The organism is Fictibacillus nanhaiensis (assembly GCF_049537595.1).
Taxonomy (GTDB): Bacteria; Bacillota; Bacilli; order Bacillales; family Fictibacillaceae; genus Fictibacillus; species Fictibacillus nanhaiensis_F.
Window position 1 is genome coordinate 75,955 of sequence record NZ_JBMULM010000006.1, and the last position, 19,005, is coordinate 94,959.

Here is a 19,005-nt window from a genome sequence, read left to right on the forward strand (position 1 = left end):
GAGTTAAATAGCTTTTACTGTTAAACTATCGCTGAGTATCTTTAAAAACACTTCCTCATTTTCATTTAAATAAAAATGTCCACCCTCTAGAGTTAATACTTTGCAAAAACCTGTTGTGTGTCTTTTCCATGCCAATAAATCTTTCGTCGAAACATGTATATCCTGTTTACCTGCCATTACCGTTATTCCGCACTCGAGTAGAGTTTCTTTATTGTGGTATGTATAATCACTTATAACTTTAAAGTCATGCTCGATAATAGTTAGAAAATGATTCAATAACTGTTCGTTCTCGAACAGTTCAGGGGGGGTTCCCCCCAAACTCAAAACCTGTTCGATAAGCTCTTTTCTGGTTAACGATCCAAAGTTGCGTTCTATATCGTATTCGCAATGAGGCGCTCTTCTCGCTGACACAACGATGTGTGATGGACTCGGATAACCATTCTGAATTAATTTATGGGCAAGCTCATAACCTAACCAACTCCCCATGCTATGTCCAAAGAAGGCGTATGGACCATCATTTGCTTTATCTTTTACCACCTTATAAGTATCTTCTACCATGTTCGAGAAGTTACCATAAAATGATTCTCCTGCTCTTAACCCTCTTCCAGCTAGCTCTACTGGTATCACATCAACGTCTTCTAGTAATGAATTCCACCTATAATAACTAGTTGCAGAACCACCCGCATGTGGAAAACAAAAGAGTTTTAATTTACTCATACGGTTCCCGTCTCTCTATAAGTGTCTACCTCAATCAGTTCTTGTTTCTTATTTAGTACAACTCTACCTCTTTCCATCTTGATCAGCTTATCAGCGAGATGGAAATATCGATCATCGTGCGTAATGGCTATCACACATTTCCCTCGAGTCTTCATCTCAGGTAAGAGGGTCATATAGAAATATTCACGGAATTCAGGATCTTGATCTGCTGCCCATTCATCAAATAAATAAAAAGGCCGATCATCAAGATACGTAATTAACAGTGCTAATCTCTTCTTTTGACCTGTGGAGAGTTTGGTCGTACTGAAGGTACCGTCTACGATACTTACTTTTTCATCCATCCCTAATAAGGAAAGGTAGTTTTGTATGACTTCCTCTTTTCCTTGATGACTAACTCCATACATCTTCTTAAACAGATGGTAATCACTAAATACGGTAGTAAAGTATCCACCAATCTCTTCAGCTTTTATCTTTTCACCGTTTACTAATACATCTCCAGCATCAGCTTGGTACAAACCAGTGATTAATTTCGCCAGCGTAGATTTCCCGCTTCCGTTCCCGCCGGTAATAAACACAACTTCTCCCTGACAGAACTCAAGGTCAATGGGGCCAATTCCAAAAGTCTCATTCTGATCGCTGTTTTTATACTGATAACTAACGTCTTGTAATTCTAAACAAATATTTTCATCACTTACTTTTTGAGACTCCGTTACACCTTCATTGTTTAACAATGAAACTTGCTGATTTAATTCGTTAATTCTTTGCCAGCTTACCTTCATTTCATTGATTCTGGGTACCATGTTAATAACGTTATCAAGAGGTCCTTTTAAGAATAAGAAAATTAAAACATATTCACTCAGAGTCGCTAGGCTGAAATCAACCAAGAATAAAGGAAGCAAAAACACAAGGCCTCCAAGAACGATAAAGGCAACAAGTTCTCCTACAAAGTAAACATTTGCACCGACGAGTTCAGCATCTGTTCTCTTTTGGCGATAATCGTCACAGGAAGAAATCATATCTTGCTTAAATGCTTTACGACGTTCCTTATGAAGATAAAGTTCTTTAAGCCCGGCAATTAGATCACTCACAAATCCCACAAACCTGTTCTGAGCATCTCGTGATTTCCCAAATAATTTTGTAGCATGACGATTGACTAATACGATTAACAAGGCAGCAACAAAGAACATACCTATAGTAGTAATTAATCCATAGATGCTGGAAAACGCTAAATAGATTAAGCAAGTCAGAATCGTTACGGTACTGGTTATACCGATAACAATCATTCCTATAGCATTGCTGATCGTCTCAGTATCATTGTTAAGAGTTGTATAGATTCGCTCTTCACCGATCTCTTCCATTTTGTAATAAGGTGTTTTTAAAAGATTAGTGGTTACCTCTACACGCTTTTCATAGATTAATTTATTTGTTAAAGTTGTCAGTCTCATACGCACAAACTTTTGTCCGAATATATAAACAATCAATCCTATTACGAAGTAATATAGAAGTCCCTGGATGGATAAGGTGTTAGTAGAAAGTGTTGTATTAATAATAAAAATTACAAATGAGTAAGCGCTACCACTTAAAATACTAAAAACTACTAAAGGGAAGTATGACTTCTGATCATCCCTTATATATAAACGATCAAATTGAAAATAAATAGTAAAAAGAGAGATAGTTGTTATTAACAAATAAAATGCTTCATTTAACCAGGAGATATTACTAGATAGAACCTGGGACCAGTTCATTCCAAGATAAACGATAGGCAGTAAATACATAGAAAATACAAGTACACTTAAACTCAACAAAAAGAGGATAGATGATTTTAAGGTCGATTCTTTATTTAATCTTCTTTTATCATTACGTACCTCAATCACACCTTTTATAAAGAATAAAGATGTAACTATAGCGAGTATGGTTAGGATGCACAAACTGATTAAACTAACTTGTGAAATTAATGTTTCAGTTTTAGAAAGATCTACAACATCTTCTCGGTAAAGAGCTTGTAACATGTTCATAGAATGTTCTCCTTGTCTGTTCATTTTTGTAGTTCTAAAGAAGCAATCGTTTGCATAAATTCCTGTAGTTTATCACTCCTTACTATGTAGCTTGGTTAATTTAAAAGGATTCTTTATTATATTAAAATCCCAATGTGAATAAATGTAAATGTAACCATATTCCTGCATACCTAAGGAGTTAAATAGTAATATTTGAGTTATAACCCTTCATTCTTTTATAAAAATAAGAACATTTAACTTGTTTCGTAAAAAAAAAATTAGCTACTTTATTCCTAAAAACTAACTAATTTCATCATATTATAGGAGTTCATTAGATGGTATTGGGAATCATCCATCTCTTTCAGGTGAATTATAAAGCGTTTTTTTGCACAACTTTCTTCAAACATGAAAGTTAGCCTCTCTAATTTACTAATAAGTCTCAATTCTGACCCAATTCTAATCGAGTAAGTCAGATTTCCTATTCACTAAAGCAAAACAAAAAGAATCTCTTTAGAGATTCTTTTTGTTTGGAGTAGTCATTAACATGTGAATAAATAAAATAGGATATAAGAAAATGACCAACCACCAGTAATGCAACATAACACCACCATAGGTATCCATTCTTACTAACCAACGTAAAATTAGTACTCCTACAAAAACATATAAAATACATAAAGACACTATCACCATCATATCTCCTCCTTCATTTACCACATAGAATTCATCTATACCCATATGACTTTGAGATTAAAAATCCACATACAACACTAATTTATACTATAATGTAAATATTTTCTATAATTATAATCCATCTATGAAGACAGAAAGTGTTTATGGTTAAACAAAAAAACACACTGTAAATTCGATAACAGTGTGTTAAACAAAAGTTGAATATATTCTAATCAATTGCTGGCTAAAATCTGTTCTTGTCTAAACCCTAAAGTCGTAAAAACGCCTCTCAAGATTTTCTAGTTATAAGCCAAAATTTGTTCTGTGTAAGTTTTAAAGTCTATCAAATGCTTTTCAATAATCTTTTGCACAATCTCAAGATTTACTTCTTGATAGTCATGAACAGCAATATTACGAAATCCTACCATTGCCTTTAGTCCCTTACATAGATCCATTGTGATGATGTTGTTCTTCTGTAGAAGATCAAACGTCTCTCGACTTGTTTGAGGGATACCCAGTTTCTTCTCTGCTACCACATGCATACCAAGATCAATCGCCGCTTCACAAGCACGCTGTATATTCAAGATAATCGAATCTTGCTTCGTAAAGTTTTCTAGATTTAACGGATTGTTATCGTACTCTTCATTGATCCGCTTTAAGCAACGTTCGATGATGCTGATTTTGTTTAGTATCACATCATTTCTCATAGATTGATCCACTCTCTTCAATTCTTTTGATCACAATCTCTCGTTCTTCGTTTAATTTCGCATACATTTTAAGTGTCTTCATCTCAAATTCCATCCTGCGTTTATCATCTCTACATAATATCGTTTTACTGGCTTGTATAATCTGAGCCGCAAACACCGTAGAAGCTTGATTTAAATCAACGAGATCAACATCCTTATTAATCAGTGAAGCGAGCTCTTGACCCAACATAAACCGCTCGTACTTCTCTATTTTTTGATCACTCAAATACGCGATATCTAAATCACTGTCTACTCGATCTGTTCCTTTGGCCGTGGAACCGAAAACAACAATCAGATAAGGATTTAGCTTTTCATTTAAAAAAGTAATAACTTGTTCCTCCATTTTACGATCCACAAAAACACCTCCAGAATTCTATAGTTCAGTATATGACAGTTTATCTAACCACTAAGCCTTTACTAAAAAGTATATCATGAATAAGTCTTAACAACTTACTATCCTAGCCTATATCAGGTTTAATTGTTAACAAATTTTTGGCTAAATAAACTTCGGATAAAATCAGGATCATTCCTAAGCTCTACTTCGTTGCTGTTATAGATAAACTTTCCCAAAATCGAGTCTTCATACTGTCTTTTAACCTCTGAGAAGTCCCGCTTCTTTTTTTCCGTTTGCGTCAAATCCTTTAGAGAGAGATTCATATAATTGTCCAGGTTGCTCTCTCTATTCCTGTCAATAAAATCAATATTCACGGTATAGTGTTTAAATTCTTGTCTTTCCATTTCATTTAATAAGGTTAGGATACGATCCATATAATCTTCTTTACTAAAAGGTGTTTTCACAGGAATTCCAACAACAACTGAAGGTTGAATCTTGTTTAACGATATTTTAGTTAAACGCTTGTTTAATTCACCTTCATAGGATGACTGAACATAAAATTGAGCATCTTCACTTAATTCCTTAATTCTAGGTGAGAGTTCTTCAGATAGAGTAGTGTCTACCACTATGTTTTCATATGTGTCTTCATACTTGGAACGATTTTCTTGACGTGTGACAACAAACGTAAGTTTATCATCAGATACAGGGGTTGCTTGAGCTTCAATTAACTCTCCAGCAGCAAATCCCAGATCATAAGTTTCCACTTCTCTTATAACAAATTCTTGATCGTACTTCTTTTCTAAGTAGGCTAACATCTCTGCTTCTTCATCCGAATTGTTTTGACCTCTTAAGAGGATCAATACGATTACGATACAAAGAAGAGAACCGATAGAATACAGTAAGGTTCTTTTATCCAATTATGCACCAACTTCTCTGATTATCATTTTTAAAGAATGAACTCTTTATAAAAACGTAAGGTGATTAACTGACCCACCTTTTAAACGCCTTTTTCTATATTGGTGATGGAAAATCTCCAGAGAAAAAATACCGACTAATCTATAGATTTTGCCTTCAAAGATCAAATCATTACTCATATAGACGGACCTTAAAAATCCTCTATACGGTTTTGCTGCGTGTAAATAGACCCCGGAAGCGGGTCTCATGATCGGTATCATACTCATATTCACTTCTCCTATAAAAAATGGAAAATAACTGAGTATATATTAACATAAATATCCATTTTATCGTTCGTTTTTATCTACTAAAAAAGTTTTTGTAAAAATTAGGAAGGTTAATGTAGAAAAATGTAGAAATCTATTTATGCTTGAAAATTAAGTAGGGAGCGTGCGTCATGTATCTTGTCATATAGGAATGAAGTAGAGGTTGGAATAGTATCACTGTTTCCTTTGGTTTTATCTCTTTTGAGTAAGTTTGTTTTTGTTTTTTAAAATACACCTGAGGTCAAATTAATGAAAAAAAATTCAAAAGTACTTAATAAAGTTGCTCTATTAATAATCTGGACTATTTATTGTATTTCGCTAATGTTACCTGCTTTTACTACTCCTGACGGTGATAATGCACCCGGTATCATGTTGTTGTTAATGGGTGGGTTAGGCGTATTCGCGGGATTGTTAGCGTCTACCTTAAGTTGGTATGCTAACTTGTTTTTTATTTACATTTCGATTCAAACGTTTAGAGGGAAAAAAACAAGCATCAGCCATTTTTTTATGTTACTATTAGCTTCTAGATCATTTTTCCCTTGGGTAATGTTGCTAGATGAGGCAGGAAACAAAGCAGTTATTACAAACTATGACATTGGTTTTTATTTTTGGATCTCGTCGATAGTGTTGTTATCTACTTTAGTATTCATCAACTGGTTCTTATGTCGCAAAAAGGGTTAGTTGAGGTTCATCTGTAAAGCTTGAGAATCCTTTATGCAGGCTCGATGCCTGCTTTCTTAAATAAAAAACATTTGTTTTTCTCCATGCGCATAAAAAAAGCTCCTATTTAAGGAGCGATTCTTATTTTCTCTACCTCTGTTCCGAGTATATAATCGGCTGCTTTTTGTGCTTGTCCGGCAGCTTGAACGACAAAGAGGTTGTCTTCTTTTAACACACGTAACCAGCTCTCGATATAACTCGCTGAGTTTTGGATCGTGTTATCGATACCCGCTACCCCACATAACATCGCCGCTCCCATCTCAGCGACAAGCTCTTCTTTTGAATAGCTTTCATCACCAAAAGCGAAGTGTTTTGAGACGATGGCTTCTCGTTTCAACCGACATTCATGCCCCGTAGAGTGGACCATCTCATGAAACAGGGTGCTGTAATACTCTTCTCGCAGCGTAAAATCTTGTAGTGGCGGACAGTTGATTCGGTCGATGAGCGGCATATAGACCGCACGACCTCGATAAGACGTATAATCCGGAGCGTCACGATATCCTTTGACGATTCTCTCTGCCTCTTGGATAGGGTCATGATCAAACGTCTCATCTTTTCTTTTACTCTCTAGTCCCTCTACTTGAGAAGCGACGTTGAACACTCTGTAATAACGAAGATAAGGAATTTTTTCTTCTTTCTCATCCTCATCCTTCTCAAGCCACGTCCAGAACACCACCATATAAGATTTGGCCCCTTTCTTTACCTTCCCTCCCGCTTCTGTAACCTGTTTAAACGTCGCGTACTCTCCTGCCGGAAGTAAAAATGTATTAATACCGCGATAAGGTTTCTGAGTCTTCCAGTTCACCGCACCCCCGCTCACCCATGGCCTTCTCCATGGAACCACCCCGTTCTCTAGCTCTTCCATAATTCTTTCCGTCACCATCTCGTAAACACTCTTCTTCATCGTCTTTCTCCTCCTTTTGTCTTCCGAAGCGAGTTCGTTCCCCTAAAGGGAATGATTTTGCCCCTTTGTTCGGGAGAAGGAGAAAAAGAAGCTGTGTCAGGCGGTCAAGGGTCTTAGCACAAAAAGTTTTTGATTAAGCGTAGCTTAAAAGTTTTTTGCCCCTTGATCCGTTTGTCGTGATCACTTAACTTCTCGTTGGAAAGGTTCGGGTGCCCTACCAAAGAGAAGGATAGTGGAACGGCTTCTTTTACGATTCGGAAGACAAAGGGCAAGAAAAAAAGGCAGCCGCTTTGGCTGCCTACCATTTTACTCATTTCCTCCACGCTCTTCTTCTTTAAAGTCACTCTACTTTCTCCGGCTCGTTCGATACGGCCTAAAAGGCAAACGAAACAGGAACGTACAGATTGTTCTACAAGCTGTAGTTATCGGTCCGTTTAGTGTCGAAGCGACAAGAACCACCCGATAGTTGGTTTTTGCTGCCGGACTAAAAGGATCTTTACTTCTTTACTCTCTCTTCCTACATGCTTAGATTGACTTACGAATGATTGTTAAACTCATTATGATCTTCTTTTGGTTTATAAAGAATAAGTAAAGGTAATCCCAACAGAAAGATAAAGATGATGGGATAAAAGATGAATAACCCAAACCCCCAACTCTTCCCTAACGTAATGTAGCCGACAACCATAACAACAATTCCCTTTAGAAGCGCAGATAACCAAATGGAGTAACTGGATTTCTCTCCAATCAACGTCTCATAATACAAAAAGAAATATAACCCTACAAAAAAGAAAGCTTTCATCAAACCAATAACATTTATCGATAGAAAAAGGATCAACACACAAGTAGCGATAAAGGTAGGAAGAACCTTATTATTCATGAATCACTCTCCAAACTAGAATTACGACTAAGCCTGCCCTAATTGAATACCCAATAGCCACTCCTTATGTACAACAAGAAGTTGCTTTACGCATTTGGTCTTTAGAAATATATATCTTTCCATTTTCCACCTAATAATCTATTTTATTGTCTTCTAACCTTTCAATCGCACTTTTATTTGCGTTTCCCCATGATATATACTCTCTTTTTTCATTGCTTTGACAGGCCGATAACATCGTTAAAAGAAACACTGAAATAAAACTATATTTTATCATTCCAATACCTCCTTACGATTTGTCCGCCAGATCGATCGATTGTTTTAAATCACTCACCGGTAGATGTGCTTCATATAACCCTTTTATCATGTTAATTCCCTCCAGTTAAATTCTAGATGTTTTTTGCGCTTCCTTAACGATTCTACCAAACTTTGGTATTTATGGTGTATCATTTATTTATGTGACCTTTTAAACGATAGGATCTTGGTGAATCTAGTTAAGAATCACATATAAGATATGAAGGATGTAGAAATGAACGGTATTCCGTTTTTAGAATGAGGAATGGTGAATGATATGAATTTAGGAGATCCGATCGCAACAGGAAACACAGCGACTATCTATAAAAACGAAGATACGGTAATTAAGGTATATAAGGAACACTTTTCAAACGAGGTGTCCATCCTTGAGGCAGAAAAGCAGGTGTATGCCTATTCGTATGGCTTACCAGTCCCAAAGATACTAGAAGTTACAGAGATAGAGGGAAAACCAGCGATCGTGATGGAGAGGATCAAAGGAGAAACACTTGGTGGCCTCTTGAAGGAGGATCGTGATATAGCCACTCATTATATGAGTCTCTCTATTGAGGTACAACAAAAGATTCATAGTGTCCCTTCACCTAAACTTGAACTCATAACAGATAAACTTAAAAAGCAGATTCATCAGCTACAACTTCTAGAGAAGAAACAAAAATCAGCTCTAATTCACCAGTTAGAATGACTTTTGAGCCTCACCTCTGTCATGGTGATCTCATCTGTATAACACTAAAGAAGTGTCAAGTGTAAATATTAAAAATTTATTCATCCAAATAAATCATAAAAATGATAATATTACCATTATAAAGTGGGGTGGTAAGGTGAAAAGAGTATGGAGCATGTTGCTAATTTGTGGTCTTGGTATTGGATGTGACAATTCGGATAGCACACTGAGAGAAAAAATGATAGCTGAAGAAGAAAGTAAAACAAAGAGTGAAAAAGCAACACAACAATTAGAATTAGAAAAAAACAATAAAGAAGAATACGAGAGAATGCAAAAAGCTGAAGAAGAGGCTGAGTCATGGGATGATCCTAATTATGAGTATTTTGCATACAAGTTAACCGCAAGAACTGAAGGAGAGCATGATGGAGAACCAGAATACTATTACACTGGTATTGCTGTCTCACAACAAGATGCTGAACTTCATGATATTAAAACTACACCAATAACGAATCCAAACGATAAGTCAGTAAAAATTTGGAGAACAAGTTTTGAATATACACCCGAGTCTCATTCGATAATACTTGTTAAATATAAAAAAGGAAACAGAGATGTTATTGAAGATATTAAAACAGTTTATATACCTACTGGTGAATTTCTTTGGTCTAATGAAAGAGACAGCTCCAATTAAAAAAGAGTTTTTACAGAGGGGAAAAGGAAAATGAGAAAATGTATATATATATGTTTTTTATTACTATTTTTAGCAGCTTGTACAGAACCTCCTAGCAAAGAGGAAACGGATCAATTCAATAAAGATGTAGAAACGGTGCTTAATATTCTCGATACTGCTTATTCGGCTAATCGAGAACTGAATTATGAAGAAGAACGTGAATTAGTTACTTTTGGTGCTTACTATGGATCAGATAGCGATTTCTATAAAGGATTAAAGGATTCAGAAGCTAAGTTAGCTGCACAAGGTTTATTGTTAATGGAATCAACATTAAGTAAGGATTACATTTCTGTAGGCGGTGAAACGCAGGAAGAAGAATACAACGATTATAAAAAAGATGTTGAGAGTTATTTAAACAACTTAAAATGATAAATGTATAATATAAATTTAATGGTTTGGAGTGTATGAATTGAAAAATCAAACCTCTTTATATATAACACCAGAATTCATTGAAAGTATGAACCGGCTGAATAATATCACTAAGAGTTCTGCTGTTAAATTAGCTAGTTCATTTTCTGAATCACACAGTTTTAAGATGGCAAACATAATTAGGGAACAATTAGTCTGGAAAAATGAATTCCTTAAATCACTTTCACTAAATCTAAATCCAATAATTGAGATCCAACAGCAATTAAGCCAATCTTCAATTAAATCTGTCATGCTACTTAAACAAATAGATTTTTCACCAATATATGAGTCACTTAGAGCTTTACATACTATAGAAATAACAGGTGTTAGACCAAATATAGAATTTCAAGATATCACCGAGGAACTGGAAGCAAATATTACGGAAGTATTAGATGATAATTTGACTGAATCAGTTAAATTAAATAAGATCATAGGTTATTTAATATCATTTGTAGTTAAGTATTACGACAAAAAAGAAATTGTTTATATGGTATTAAGTCAGATATTAAGTATGTTAACAGCTGCAATAATTAGTCAACCTTCTCAACCACCCATTACAAATGTAATTAATTATAACTATACAATCAACATTGATAGTACAGAAAACATAAGAATTATTGATAAAAAGTTGAAAAAGACGGCTATACCAACAGATTATAAGGCAGTTCATAGATATATAAAAAAGGACAAACTAACTGTCTTTGATGGACAATCTCTAAAAGCGAGAAAAATCGATATTCTTAATTTTGGAAAAATAGTAAGAGTACTTAATAAAAAACGTAATTGGATGCTTGTGGAATACCAAGGAACAGAGGAATTAGAGTACGGATGGGTTCTTACAAGATATACATCGAAAATGAAGTGATTTATAATGCTATTTTTTTACACCAGACTTCACGCAAACGCGAACTTTTTACTATAAATGTAACGAATCTAAGGAGCGATATAAAATGCCGAGATCAATAATCGTAGATAACGAAGTTGTTCTCGATTGGATCGATGCCACGAGCGGTGATGTTCGTGCCGATGTGTACCGCTCTTATCTTTTGTACGCACAACACTCAGAGAATCTAGCTGAACTGTACCTACACTTGTATTGTGAGAAGAGCGGCATCTCTAAAGACGAGATCTTCCAATGGGCCGCTATTGTAGCAGCTGCAAGGTTATCAGAGAACGTATCTTCAGATAACAGAGAGAGTTTATTAAAGATTGTCCATCAACAATATCCACTTCAACCATAAAAACAAGAGAAGCACGCTTGTATAAATTTTAGAAAGATTGGTAGGAATGCTATATGTTTTTTGTCCAAATGTCTGGTTTCCCAGGCTCAGGTAAATCTACGCTCGCGCGCGAGATCGCAAAAGAAACAGGTGCCGTTATCATCGACCACGATGTTGTAAAATCCGCTTTGTTAGAGTCTATTGGATCATCTATCGACGCAAGAACTACAGGTGCCATGAGCTACCATATCGATTGGTCCCTCATCGATTCCTTGTTATCACAAGGTAGATCCGTCATCTTTGACAGCCCGTGTTTATATGAAGAGATGATTGAAAAAGGAACTCATCTAACAAAAAAGCATAGTGTTACATACAAGTATGTGGAATGTTACCTAGATGATCGTAAAGAAATAAATAATAGACTGAAAAGTCGAGAACGTATGATCAGCCAGATCGAAGAGATCTCTTCTGAAGAAGCTTTTCAATATACGATAAAAAATAGTAAGAAACCGATTGATATCAAATGTTTAGTCGTGGACACTTCTCAGCCTTTAGAGACTTATGTTCAAACGGTACTGAACTATATCTATGAGTAGAAGAAACAAGCCCATCCTTGAGAATACAGAATGGGTTATTCTAACTATTTAGCAATTCTTAAAGTTTTCGTCTGAACGAATAGCACCATTTATCATAATGCATCTTCTCGTCATAAAATTGATGCGCTTCCCTACGCTGTATCCCTGATTCTAGTGATACATACTGAGCTCCCTGTTCTCTCGCCCAATCATGAATGTAGTGTAATAGTTTTTCTCCGTAACCTTTTGAGCGGTTTGATGAATGTGTTACAAGATCATGGATGAACACATAACGTTCATGATAGAAATTGATGTTCAACTGAATACCAGCAAGCGCTACTATCTCCTCTTCATCATAAAGAGCGAAAAGACGATAGCCTTGTTTCTTCATCTTCTGTAACAACTGTAGGTATGAATCAAAATTTAGATGGGTTCTGAGTTGATTCATGATAGGGAACGCTTCTATCCATTCTTTCTCTGTTGTTAATTCACTGACATGTTCTTGGTGTGTACTCATGAACCCATCCTCCCTGTTTTTTGTAACAGGTTGTCTTCAAAATGCTTTTTTATCGTGCTCCATTCTTCAGATACGACACTATAGAGAACGGTATGACGGACAGATCCATCTCTTTGGATCATGTGGTTACGCAGGATCCCCTCTTTTTTTGCCCCTATTCTCTCTATCGCCGCTTGTGAACGTAAATTCTGATGACTTGTTTTGATTTGTATCCTCTGTAAAGACCTTTCTTCAAAGCAATGCTCTAATAACAAGTATTTACAGTTCGTATTGATGTTACTTCGCCAATAGTCTGGATGGATCCACGTTGACCCGATCTCGAGTCGTTTGTGTGGTACGGAGATATCAAGAAACCAAGTCGCACCCACGAATGTATCCGTTTCTTGATGAACGATGACAAACGCTTCATCTGTTCCATCCTGCCGCCACTTAACCGCATCCTCTACATACGAAACAACAGCATTCTTATCCGTTAAATCTACAGACATGTGTTGCCATATTCGTTCATCATTGGCTGCTTCTTGTATACCTTCTACATGTTCCATCTCCATAGGGATCAATCGTACGATTTCATTCTCTATTCTCATATCCATCACTCCTTACAAATAGTTAACCTGTTTTCTGGTATGATAAAAAGTACCAATAAAACAACTTTAAGTAATACCAGGAGATGATAAAGTTGGAACTTCAGATTCTTCTTACAGAGAACAAAAGAAAATATAAACAGATCTATGAACAGATCAGACAAGACATATTAAAAAAGAAGTTACCTGCTCATACTCAACTACCCGCAAAGCGGAGACTCGCCGAACAACTGAACGTCAGCATCATGACCGTACAGATCGCATACGAACAGTTAAAAAGTGAAGGGTATATCTATTCTGTTGAACGAGGAGGATACTTTGTTTCAGAAGTGGATGAGGATTTTTACTTTGAGGAACCGAAATTCTTAAACTTCAAACAAACGAATGTAACACACCGATACATCAATTTTAAAAACGGCCAAGTGGATGCAGAGGTCTTTCCATACAAGACCTGGAACCGCCTATATAAGAAACAACTGAACGAACGTGACAGCAACCACCCATGGCAAGGTATGAATAACTTACGTGTAGAGATTGCGAAGTATCTACAGCAAGCTAGAGGACTATCTGTAGAGCCAGAACAGATCTATCTTTTTAGTGGCTTTCAACAACAATTTATGAACCTGTGCCTCTTCTTTAATCAAAGTGCGATAGGCATAGAAGATCCCGGTTTTTACAGAGCTAATGCGGTGTGCGATCAATTAAAACTACAAAGTTACGGAATCCCTATAGATGAGGAAGGTTGCACGGTTCCGACTGAAAACATCAAACTCCTTTACACGACACCCGCTCATCAGTACCCAACAGGAACAGTAATGAGTATCGGTCGGAGAACAGAGTTGTTAAGATGGGCAGATAAAAACGATGCGTATATCATCGAAGATGACTATGATTCTGAGTTTCGGTACAAAGGATCTCCTATTCCAACGTTATCTCACTTAGATATAAAGGAGAAAACCATCTATTTTGGTACGTTCTCTAAAACGTTGTTACCCTCTCTTCGTATGAGTTATCTCGTAATACCATCACATCTTCAACTTGACTTTGAAGCGTTCAATACGAACCAAAAAGCTACCGTATCGGCGATTGACCAGCAAGTTCTCGCCCACTTTATGAGTGAAGGCTTTTATACCTCGCATATCGCTAAAATGAGAACACTTTATAGAATGAAGAGAGAATGTTTGATTACCAATATAAAGAATCAATTGGGTGAAGAGTACAAGATCAAAGGGGATTCAGCGGGACTCCACATCATCTTAGAACTAAGAGAAGGGATAAACGAAACAAAAGCTATTGAGTTAGCGAAAAAGAATGGCGTTGAGATCGATGCGGTTTCTACCATGTATCAATGTAATAAACCAACTAACAAAGTGATGATAGGATACGGAGCTCCATCCATGGAAGACATACAAAGAGGTGCAGGTTTGTTAGCTTCTGTATGGCATGACTTTTTAAACTAACTAAAAAAGGAACATACGATAACAAGTATGTTCCTTTCCTCCCCGTTTGAGTCGAATCTTTAAATACCTCTATAACATCCTCTTCAGTCTGCAGAGGTCAATTATGCTAAATGAATATCTAGATATTTTTCGTAAATTTGTTTTTCATAGTTTGTTTGATAAATTCTAATAAATGTCACATCAAAAGCAGGATAAGGAATCAATTCGGTTTTTGCACAAGTTTCCATATGCTTTAATTCTAACTGAGAGGGCAAGTGCCCTAAGGTTAAATGTGGAACGAAATCATCGAGTTCAAAATATTGTTTGATCAAATCATCTGAAGGGGCGATACTTTGAACTAAGGTTTGATGCAAATGATGAATCTCATCGGATTGAACACTTAAATACAAGATATTTTCACCAAGATACTGGGGCTCACTTAATGTAAGTTGAAACGATGAAAAATCTTTACATACGTTCTGAACTTTTTCTATCCAATTCTTATCTGATGTTAAGCCACCCTGTGCTTTTATCGTGATGTGAGGTTCGACACCCAAACGATCGAACCATTTTCCTTGGAATTGTTCAATCCTCTTCAGATACTCTTTAGGTGGAACAATACCGATAAAATACTCTGTTTTCATTCTAAAAATTCTCCTGTTAGTTAATTTCTATTTTTTGATTGTAGCAATTTTCCTTTTAATATCGGCTGGTATATTGTGTACATTAGTTTTTTAAAATAAGCGTATTCAATATAATTCTACTAAGCATGCTTTAAAGACCTTAAGAAATGGTTTTATAGAAGCCTGCTCCTGTATCATCAAAACCTCTTGCTTTATAAAAATGATGAGAATCCACACGACGTTTCCCAGTGTTCACCGCAAGTTTGAGTACTCCTTGCTCTTTTGCCCATTGTTCCGCATGGTCGACTAACAGTTTGCCTATCTTTTTGTTACGGAACTCTTGTTTTACGACAAGTGAAATAATCCTGACATAACTTTCGTCTTTTTCATAAGCTAGACCTTTAAACATTCCGATCATACCTAGTAAAATACCTTTTTCTTCTACGACAATAGTGTGGTAGTTTGAATCATTATGTATCTCTTTAAATCGTTTTTCCATCTGTTCGTCAGTTGTAGGATATCCTAGTTCACCCATTAAAACAGCGAGTTCAGCAAAGTCCTCTTCTATAGCTTTTCGTATTTCCATTTCTTCGTACTCCCTTACATTCAATCTTCAATTCCTTATAAGCTAAAATGAAACATTCGACAAGAAAAGAGCACCTCCTCTTTTCCATGCCAAACTAACTCCTATGTAATTAAAATCCTTAGAAAGAATATTTAAGAACTTTCAATTGGTAGTTTTAAATATAAAGGTTATTAAAAAAACTCTTCATCTTTTATTACCACCTCCGATATATACTTTGTATTTCAAGCATATAGGGGGCGTAACCTTGAGAAAAAGGGACAAATCTTTAAGAAAAACATTATCTTTATTCTTAATAGCTGTATTAGTACTTATTTTTATTATGTATAGTGGATTTTTATATTTTAATACGATTGCTTCATCAGAGAAGTCTATCCAAGAAACAAGTATTGTCCATGCTACTAGGGTCACAGAGAGTTTGAATAAAGAAGACTATCAAGCGTTTTTAGACAATCCAAAACCCAATAAGAATTATTGGGAACTCCGTAATACGCTTGATGATTACAGAGAAAAAATTGGAGCTCTATACGTATACACTCTACTCGTAGATGAAAAGAAGAACGTAAAGATAATGATTGATGGGCAACCAAAAGATTCAGAACTAGCAAGCGATATAGGAGAGAACACAACATCCACAACACTTGAGGATGTAACACCTGCTTTAAATGGAGAAACCAACAGTACAAAGATAGTACATGATCCAGAATATGGTGATTATCTATCTGCTTTTGCTCCACTAAAAGACAAGGATGGAAAGATTGTAGGGATAGTAGGCATTGACATTGACGCTTCTGATGTTAATTCTATTTCTAATCAAGTGCTGAAAAATTCCTTACCAATTTTCCTATTAATTTCTCTAGTATCGTTAGGTATTGTGTTAGTTTTTCTAAATATTTTCTTAAAGAAGAAACTGGATCCGTTGACTAGTCTAAGCGATGTAGCATCACTTATCTCAGAAGGAGATATTAAATCAGCAAAGGTTGCGGCTTCAGAGCTAAAGTTAACAACTAATGATGAAATTGGTCGGCTCGGTCATGATATGCAGAATATGACGGAGACACTTGAAAACATGGTTGGTAAGATCAGATCCTTATCTGTTCAGGTGAATGAACAAAGCAATCGTTTAAATCAAACTTCATTAGAGGTTAATGAAGGCTCTGATCAGATCGCTACTACTATGGAAGAAATGGCTTCTGGAGCTGAAACACAAGCAACAAGTACGACAACGATGTTAGAAAAAATGAATGCGTTCTCCGACTTAATTCATTCTACGAATGAACATGGACGTCAGATTAAGGATTCCTCTCTTCAAATCTCGCTTCGAACAGAGGTTGGTTCTAAACTTATGTATGACTCGAATCAAGAAATGAAAAAGATTTTTGAAACAGTTGATCATGCTGTAACGAGGATGGATGAGTTAGAAAAGAACACAAACGAAGTCACTGATTTGGTAACGTTTATTAGCGATATAGCGGAACAGACCAATCTTCTTGCTTTAAATGCAGCCATTGAAGCAGCTCGCGCGGGAGAACACGGAAGAGGTTTCGCAGTAGTAGCAGATGAGGTAAGGAAGTTAGCTGAACAGGTATCCGTTTCAGTCAGAGAGATCAACGGTATTGTAAGTAAAGTCAATACTAACTCAAAAGAAATGGTCACTATGTTAAACAAGAGTTTAACTATAACTTCAGAAGGACGATCCAAATTAAATGAGACAGGTGTAACGTTCAGTGAGATTTCAGAGACGATCCTCTCTATGAATACTCTTATTGATAAGATGAGCTTGCAGCTTGAAAATGTGTTGAGTGAACAAGATAGCATCAAGAGTGATATTGAAGAGATAGCTACTGTTTCAGAAGAGAACTCTGCTGGAATTGAGGAGGTTTCTGCTTCTACTCAACAAATGAGTGCAGCTACGGATGAAATCAATGGTCAATCAAAAGAACTTTTGGAACTATCAAATCAGTTGAAAGAACTCAATGAACAATTTAAGGTGTAGTAAAAAGCTCGAGAACATTTCTCGGGCATTTTTTTCTATATACCCAATCTAGAGAGATTCCTTCTTAAGTTTTTTTAAATCACTATAGTCTTAAATTTATTTTATATATGGATTGAATAGCCGTATAATTTTCGTAAACATAAACGTCTTATTAGTGGAAAGAGATTAGGAGGGAAAATATGAAACAAACACTGAACATTCAAGATGACATCGTGAGTGAGACAAGACGATTAAGAAATGAGTTTGAAACGATGGTTTCTGAATACTCATCAGATCTGTGGAACTATTGTAAATACGTAACAGGATCACCTTGGGACGGTGAAGATTTGTATCAAGAAACGATAATTAAATCATTCGGTCTCTTACCTCATCGCTGGAGTGAGATCACAGACAAAAAAACGTACCTATTTCGTATGGCCACCAACACATGGATCGATCAATGCAGAAAGTTGAAGCGTGAAGTAGGAGCACTTGAAGAGAGCATGGAGCCTGTTCAAGAATTCTCGGACTCGCTCCTTTTAGAAGAAATGTTAATTTCCTTAGAATCCACATTAACGCCTAAGCAAACAGCCGCTTTTCTTCTTCTTGATATCTTTAAGTTCTCGGCAGATGAAGTAGCCGGTATTGTTCGTAGCACCCCAGGAGGTGTGTACGCCTCTGTACAGCGAGCAAGAAAAAGAATAGCTTCTATCGATGAAACGACTGTTGAAAGGAAAAGAGAGCACATGAAATCTAACTCAATCATTGAAGCGTATCTCGCTGCTTTTAACTCGGGTGATCTTAACGGGATTCTACAGCTGTTCAGTGATCAAGCACAGAATGAAGCGTTCTTCGGCTTCCAAGAGTACTCAAAGGAAGAGATGCTAAAAGGCTCTTTAAAGTTTGGTTTACCTGGGCATAAAGCAATTACCAAAACGCTTTGGGGTCGACCTGTAATCGTCGTTTTAGCGGAAGGAAAAGAAGGTCCAGAGATTCACGACATCCAAATGCAAGACGTTGAGAATGGTAAGATCGTAAGTCATAAAAGTTATTTCTTTAGAAAAGAGTTTATCTTAGCAGCCGCAGAAGAATTGAATATGAAGGCTCAGTTAGTAAAACCACCAGTTGATTGGAGCTAAAAAATAGGGATAACAATTGTTGTTATCCCCTTTTTATGAACACCTTCATTAAATTTAAGTATCT

General features: G+C 36.1%; 22 protein-coding genes. 10 read left to right on the top strand and 12 right to left on the bottom strand.

The window, feature by feature from the left end:
* Positions 1–3: 3 nt before the first annotated feature.
* The 5 genes from ACOZ9X_RS19185 to ACOZ9X_RS19205 all read right to left on the bottom strand — a co-directional run bounded on the left by ACOZ9X_RS19185 (position 4) and on the right by ACOZ9X_RS19205 (position 5,377).
* A complete protein-coding gene (locus ACOZ9X_RS19185; RefSeq protein WP_423419579.1) occupies positions 4–717 on the bottom strand; it encodes a thioesterase II family protein in 714 nt (237 codons plus the stop codon).
* Positions 714–2,732, bottom strand: a complete 2,019-nt coding sequence (locus tag ACOZ9X_RS19190) for a cyclic peptide export ABC transporter (RefSeq protein WP_423419580.1) — start codon at positions 2,730–2,732, stop codon at positions 714–716. The genes ACOZ9X_RS19185 and ACOZ9X_RS19190 overlap by 4 nt, the downstream gene beginning before the upstream one ends.
* Before the next feature lie 947 nt (positions 2,733–3,679).
* Positions 3,680–4,087 carry a type VII toxin-antitoxin system HepT family RNase toxin gene (hepT, locus tag ACOZ9X_RS19195; RefSeq protein WP_423419581.1) on the bottom strand — a complete coding sequence of 136 codons (408 nt, stop codon included), beginning with the start codon at positions 4,085–4,087 and terminating at the stop codon, positions 3,680–3,682.
* Positions 4,077–4,469, bottom strand: a complete 393-nt coding sequence (gene mntA / locus ACOZ9X_RS19200; protein ID WP_423419663.1) for a type VII toxin-antitoxin system MntA family adenylyltransferase antitoxin — start codon at positions 4,467–4,469, stop codon at positions 4,077–4,079. The genes hepT and mntA overlap by 11 nt, the downstream gene beginning before the upstream one ends.
* Before the next feature lie 131 nt (positions 4,470–4,600).
* On the bottom strand, positions 4,601–5,377 hold the full coding sequence (locus ACOZ9X_RS19205) for a hypothetical protein (protein ID WP_423419582.1): 777 nt from the start codon (positions 5,375–5,377) through the stop codon (positions 4,601–4,603).
* 552 nt (positions 5,378–5,929) lie between these two features.
* Between ACOZ9X_RS19205 and ACOZ9X_RS19210 the strand changes: the two genes are divergently transcribed.
* Positions 5,930–6,361: a hypothetical protein gene (locus ACOZ9X_RS19210; RefSeq protein WP_423419583.1), complete on the top strand. Its 432-nt coding sequence runs from the start codon at positions 5,930–5,932 to the stop codon at positions 6,359–6,361.
* A 106-nt stretch (positions 6,362–6,467) separates the two neighbouring features.
* Here the strand turns inward: ACOZ9X_RS19210 and ACOZ9X_RS19215 are convergent, their stop codons facing one another.
* The 3 genes from ACOZ9X_RS19215 to ACOZ9X_RS19225 form a co-directional block, all read right to left on the bottom strand.
* Positions 6,468–7,304, bottom strand: a complete 837-nt coding sequence (locus ACOZ9X_RS19215) for an ArdC family protein (RefSeq protein ID WP_423419584.1) — start codon at positions 7,302–7,304, stop codon at positions 6,468–6,470.
* A 535-nt stretch (positions 7,305–7,839) separates the two neighbouring features.
* Positions 7,840–8,181 carry a hypothetical protein gene (locus tag ACOZ9X_RS19220; RefSeq protein ID WP_423419585.1) on the bottom strand — a complete coding sequence of 114 codons (342 nt, stop codon included), beginning with the start codon at positions 8,179–8,181 and terminating at the stop codon, positions 7,840–7,842.
* A gap of 130 nt (positions 8,182–8,311) precedes the next feature.
* Complete coding sequence (locus ACOZ9X_RS19225) at positions 8,312–8,455, bottom strand: hypothetical protein (protein WP_423419586.1); 144 nt, start codon at positions 8,453–8,455, stop codon at positions 8,312–8,314.
* A gap of 294 nt (positions 8,456–8,749) precedes the next feature.
* On the opposite strand from ACOZ9X_RS19225, the gene ACOZ9X_RS19230 reads away from it, so the two are divergent.
* From ACOZ9X_RS19230 to ACOZ9X_RS19255, 6 genes are all read left to right on the top strand, one after another.
* On the top strand, positions 8,750–9,172 hold the full coding sequence (locus ACOZ9X_RS19230) for a phosphotransferase (RefSeq protein ID WP_423419587.1): 423 nt from the start codon (positions 8,750–8,752) through the stop codon (positions 9,170–9,172).
* A gap of 136 nt (positions 9,173–9,308) precedes the next feature.
* Positions 9,309–9,839, top strand: coding sequence for a hypothetical protein (locus tag ACOZ9X_RS19235; RefSeq protein WP_423419588.1), 531 nt, complete (start codon positions 9,309–9,311; stop codon positions 9,837–9,839).
* Positions 9,840–9,869: 30 nt separating this feature from the next.
* Positions 9,870–10,247, top strand: coding sequence for a hypothetical protein (locus tag ACOZ9X_RS19240; protein ID WP_423419589.1), 378 nt, complete (start codon positions 9,870–9,872; stop codon positions 10,245–10,247).
* 40 nt (positions 10,248–10,287) lie between these two features.
* Positions 10,288–11,151: a hypothetical protein gene (locus ACOZ9X_RS19245; RefSeq protein WP_423419590.1), complete on the top strand. Its 864-nt coding sequence runs from the start codon at positions 10,288–10,290 to the stop codon at positions 11,149–11,151.
* A gap of 85 nt (positions 11,152–11,236) precedes the next feature.
* Complete coding sequence (locus ACOZ9X_RS19250) at positions 11,237–11,527, top strand: hypothetical protein (RefSeq protein ID WP_423419591.1); 291 nt, start codon at positions 11,237–11,239, stop codon at positions 11,525–11,527.
* Positions 11,528–11,580: 53 nt separating this feature from the next.
* Complete coding sequence (locus tag ACOZ9X_RS19255; protein WP_423419592.1) at positions 11,581–12,102, top strand: AAA family ATPase; 522 nt, start codon at positions 11,581–11,583, stop codon at positions 12,100–12,102.
* A 58-nt stretch (positions 12,103–12,160) separates the two neighbouring features.
* On the opposite strand, the gene ACOZ9X_RS19260 is transcribed toward ACOZ9X_RS19255, so the two are convergent.
* Both ACOZ9X_RS19260 and ACOZ9X_RS19265 read right to left on the bottom strand, forming a co-directional pair.
* On the bottom strand, positions 12,161–12,598 hold the full coding sequence (locus tag ACOZ9X_RS19260; RefSeq protein ID WP_423419593.1) for a GNAT family N-acetyltransferase: 438 nt from the start codon (positions 12,596–12,598) through the stop codon (positions 12,161–12,163).
* Entirely contained in the window at positions 12,595–13,185 is a 591-nt protein-coding gene (locus ACOZ9X_RS19265) for a GNAT family N-acetyltransferase (protein ID WP_423419594.1), read from the bottom strand. Before ACOZ9X_RS19265 ends, ACOZ9X_RS19260 begins: the two co-directional genes overlap by 4 nt.
* A 92-nt stretch (positions 13,186–13,277) precedes the next feature.
* On the opposite strand from ACOZ9X_RS19265, the gene ACOZ9X_RS19270 reads away from it, so the two are divergent.
* Positions 13,278–14,642, top strand: a complete 1,365-nt coding sequence (locus tag ACOZ9X_RS19270; protein WP_423419595.1) for a PLP-dependent aminotransferase family protein — start codon at positions 13,278–13,280, stop codon at positions 14,640–14,642.
* A 101-nt stretch (positions 14,643–14,743) separates the two neighbouring features.
* Here ACOZ9X_RS19270 and ACOZ9X_RS19275 read toward each other — a convergent pair whose 3' ends face one another.
* Entirely contained in the window at positions 14,744–15,265 is a 522-nt protein-coding gene (locus ACOZ9X_RS19275) for a 2'-5' RNA ligase family protein (RefSeq protein ID WP_423419596.1), read from the bottom strand.
* A 139-nt stretch (positions 15,266–15,404) separates the two neighbouring features.
* Positions 15,405–15,830 (bottom strand): GNAT family N-acetyltransferase, encoded by a 426-nt coding sequence (locus tag ACOZ9X_RS19280; RefSeq protein WP_423419597.1) that lies wholly within the window; start codon positions 15,828–15,830, stop codon positions 15,405–15,407.
* 244 nt (positions 15,831–16,074) lie between these two features.
* On the opposite strand from ACOZ9X_RS19280, the gene ACOZ9X_RS19285 reads away from it, so the two are divergent.
* Together ACOZ9X_RS19285 and ACOZ9X_RS19290 are read left to right on the top strand one after the other, a co-directional pair.
* Positions 16,075–17,823, top strand: a complete 1,749-nt coding sequence (locus tag ACOZ9X_RS19285) for a methyl-accepting chemotaxis protein (protein WP_423419598.1) — start codon at positions 16,075–16,077, stop codon at positions 17,821–17,823.
* Positions 17,824–18,002: 179 nt separating this feature from the next.
* On the top strand, positions 18,003–18,941 hold the full coding sequence (locus ACOZ9X_RS19290; protein ID WP_423419599.1) for a sigma-70 family RNA polymerase sigma factor: 939 nt from the start codon (positions 18,003–18,005) through the stop codon (positions 18,939–18,941).
* The last annotated feature ends 64 nt before the right edge of the window (positions 18,942–19,005 follow it).

Coding starts and splice junctions, on each gene's coding strand:
- ACOZ9X_RS19280 (WP_423419597.1), bottom strand. CDS start 15,830: ATGGAAATACGAAAAGCTATAGAAGAGGACTTTGCTGAACTCGCTGTT.
- ACOZ9X_RS19265 (WP_423419594.1), bottom strand. CDS start 13,185: ATGAGAATAGAGAATGAAATCGTACGATTGATCCCTATGGAGATGGAA.
- ACOZ9X_RS19210 (WP_423419583.1), top strand. CDS start 5,930: ATGAAAAAAAATTCAAAAGTACTTAATAAAGTTGCTCTATTAATAATC.
- ACOZ9X_RS19220 (WP_423419585.1), bottom strand. CDS start 8,181: ATGAATAATAAGGTTCTTCCTACCTTTATCGCTACTTGTGTGTTGATC.
- ACOZ9X_RS19230 (WP_423419587.1), top strand. CDS start 8,750: ATGAATTTAGGAGATCCGATCGCAACAGGAAACACAGCGACTATCTAT.
- hepT (WP_423419581.1), bottom strand. CDS start 4,087: ATGAGAAATGATGTGATACTAAACAAAATCAGCATCATCGAACGTTGC.
- ACOZ9X_RS19250 (WP_423419591.1), top strand. CDS start 11,237: ATGCCGAGATCAATAATCGTAGATAACGAAGTTGTTCTCGATTGGATC.
- mntA (WP_423419663.1), bottom strand. CDS start 4,469: ATGGAGGAACAAGTTATTACTTTTTTAAATGAAAAGCTAAATCCTTAT.
- ACOZ9X_RS19190 (WP_423419580.1), bottom strand. CDS start 2,732: ATGAACATGTTACAAGCTCTTTACCGAGAAGATGTTGTAGATCTTTCT.
- ACOZ9X_RS19215 (WP_423419584.1), bottom strand. CDS start 7,304: ATGAAGAAGAGTGTTTACGAGATGGTGACGGAAAGAATTATGGAAGAG.
- ACOZ9X_RS19255 (WP_423419592.1), top strand. CDS start 11,581: ATGTTTTTTGTCCAAATGTCTGGTTTCCCAGGCTCAGGTAAATCTACG.
- ACOZ9X_RS19275 (WP_423419596.1), bottom strand. CDS start 15,265: ATGAAAACAGAGTATTTTATCGGTATTGTTCCACCTAAAGAGTATCTG.
- ACOZ9X_RS19260 (WP_423419593.1), bottom strand. CDS start 12,598: ATGAGTACACACCAAGAACATGTCAGTGAATTAACAACAGAGAAAGAA.
- ACOZ9X_RS19185 (WP_423419579.1), bottom strand. CDS start 717: ATGAGTAAATTAAAACTCTTTTGTTTTCCACATGCGGGTGGTTCTGCA.
- ACOZ9X_RS19290 (WP_423419599.1), top strand. CDS start 18,003: ATGAAACAAACACTGAACATTCAAGATGACATCGTGAGTGAGACAAGA.
- ACOZ9X_RS19225 (WP_423419586.1), bottom strand. CDS start 8,455: ATGATAAAATATAGTTTTATTTCAGTGTTTCTTTTAACGATGTTATCG.
- ACOZ9X_RS19240 (WP_423419589.1), top strand. CDS start 9,870: ATGAGAAAATGTATATATATATGTTTTTTATTACTATTTTTAGCAGCT.